Source organism: Symbiopectobacterium sp., from assembly GCF_051710365.1.
Lineage (GTDB): Bacteria > Pseudomonadota > Gammaproteobacteria > Enterobacterales > Enterobacteriaceae > Symbiopectobacterium.
On the sequence record NZ_JBPETA010000312.1, the window covers coordinates 1 to 2262 of the forward strand.

Consider the following 2262-nt stretch of genomic DNA (forward strand, 5'->3'; position numbering starts at 1 on the left):
GGTTACGGATGGTAACGTGGGGAGTACTCATGCTGATTGGTCTGCAAAAAGCAGTAATAAATTCAGAACTTCAGAATACCGTCAAGTCCCGAAAAAAGAAAAATCAGGTGCGGAATGACGGTTAAACGTATAAAAGTTGTGACCATTCTTATTATTGTTCTCTTAACTCTGGGTATTTCACAATTTCTCACCGGTGCGCTTTCCATGCGTGCGCTGGTCAATGACCGAGAAGGGTTTCAGGCTTCACAGCGTGCGAATCAGAGCGTGGCGGCGTTTACCGATGCCTGGATTATGATGAACCAAACGCGTATTGCCGTTGGCACCATGATTCAAAATATGATGATGGGAAATGCGGATAAAGACGCGATGCAGTCGCTGCTGCAAATGGCGAAGGAGCGCATTGCCAGTTCCGAAAGTCGCTATAAGGCCTATCAGGCGATTCCGCCTTCTCCGGGGGTAGATCCGGCGCTAATCAAAAAGCTGGAGGAAAGCTACGTCGTTTATCAGAAACTGTTGAACGATATTGTCAATTCACTGGCAGGAGGGTTGGCCGGGGCGGCAATGAAACTGCATGAGGGAGCGGCACCGCTCAACGTGGCGATGCAAGAAAACTATCTGGCATGGCGAGAAGCACAAACGCAGGTAGCCGATAATGGACTGCACGATAACCACCGTGCTTTCCAGGAGATGTTGTGGCTATTAGGGGCCATTTCGCTGATGGTGGTATTGGTGATTGTGCTCAGTTGGGTCGGATTACAGCGTATTCTGTTGCAACCGCTGCATGCGCTGATGCGCCATATCAATGCGATTGCCAAAGGCGATATGACGCAGTCGATTGACGTTCAAGGACGAAATGAGATGAGCCAGCTTGCCACCAGTTTGCATCATATGCAGCGCTCATTGATTGATACGGTAAGCGCGGTGCGTGACAGTGCACAGTCTATTTACACCGGTGCCAGCGAGATCTCGGCAGGCAGCAACGATCTTTCATCGCGTACCGAGCAGCAGGCCGCGTCGCTGGGCGAAACTGCTGCCAGCATGGAACAGTTGACCGCCACCGTAAAACAGAACTCGCACAGTGCGCGGCAGGCGGCACAGGTTGCAAAAGAGGCATCAGAGACGGCAGACAAAGGCGGCATAAAAGTCAGCCATGTGGTTGTCACGATGAACCAGATTTCCGACAGTTCGCAAAAAATCGCGGACATCACCAACGTGATCGATGGTATTGCTTTTCAGACCAACATTCTGGCGCTGAATGCCGCAGTGGAGGCGGCGCGAGCAGGCGATCAAGGCCGTGGCTTTGCCGTGGTGACCGGCGAAGTGCGAACGCTGGCACAGCGCAGCGCGCAGGCGGCGAAAGAGATTAAAACCCTGATTGACGATTCGGTCAATCGCGTCAGCACCGGGGCGATGCAAGTGCGGGAGGCGGGAGACACCATGCAGGAAATTGTCACGGCAGTGAGTCGCGTGACCGATATTATGGGCGATATTGCGTCGGCGTCCGATGAGCAAAGCCGTGGTATCGATCAGGTGGGACAGGCGGTGAGCGAAATGGATCGGGTGACGCAGCAAAATGCGGCGCTGGTAGAAGAATCTGCCTCTGCGGCAGCCTCTCTGGAGGAGCAGGCGGGCTTTTTACAAGGTGCCGTGTCAGCGTTCAATATTGGCAATAACCAAGGTGTGCCACCTGCTGCGGCCCAGCCGTTTACACGCGGTACGCAAGGATTATTGCCTGCGGTAAAAAACGCCTCCGGGCGTGGGTCAGAACACAACTGGGAGGCGTTTTAGAGCGCTTAACACTGGGCCGTGAAGCGTTTTGCGGCCCGGTTACAGGCGCTCAACGATCAGTGCGATGCCCTGACCGCCGCCGATGCACAGCGTTGCCAGCCCCAGTGTTTTATCGTAGCTGCGCAGCGCGTGGATCAGGGTAACCAGAATACGTGCACCGCTGGCACCGATCGGGTGGCCCAGCGCAATCGCGCCGCCGTTGACGTTAACTTTTTCCGGGTCCAGACCCAAATCGCGCTGTACGGCGAGGAATTGCGCCGCAAATGCCTCGTTGGCCTCGATCAGATCGATATCCTGTATGGTCAGTCCCGCCTTGAGTAAGGCTTTTTGGGTGGCAGGAATCGGACCTAATCTGTACTAGCTCAGACCTGATCTGACAGTTACCGGTTATTTATACAGGTGTCTGTCAGATTAAATCTGGTTCAGATTTTTTTCTGCCCAGACCCGTTTACCATCAAGTAATGTTGCCATTGG

The 2262-nt window shown here is 53.8% G+C and carries 1 protein-coding gene and 1 pseudogene; one reads left to right on the forward strand and one right to left on the reverse strand.

Going from position 1 to position 2262, the window contains the following annotated elements; translation table 11 throughout:
• Positions 1-114 precede the first annotated feature (114 nt).
• The gene (locus ACTBDZ_RS17165) at positions 115-1788 is read left to right on the forward strand and encodes a methyl-accepting chemotaxis protein (protein WP_438816190.1); all 1674 of its coding nucleotides are present in this window, start codon (positions 115-117) and stop codon (positions 1786-1788) included.
• 39 nt (positions 1789-1827) lie between these two features.
• Here ACTBDZ_RS17165 and ACTBDZ_RS17170 read toward each other — a convergent pair.
• Positions 1828-2139, reverse strand: a pseudogene (locus tag ACTBDZ_RS17170) (acetyl-CoA C-acetyltransferase); the annotation flags it as partial.
• Positions 2140-2262 lie beyond the last annotated feature (123 nt).

Coding starts and splice junctions, on each gene's coding strand:
- ACTBDZ_RS17165 (WP_438816190.1), top strand. CDS start 115: ATGACGGTTAAACGTATAAAAGTTGTGACCATTCTTATTATTGTTCTC.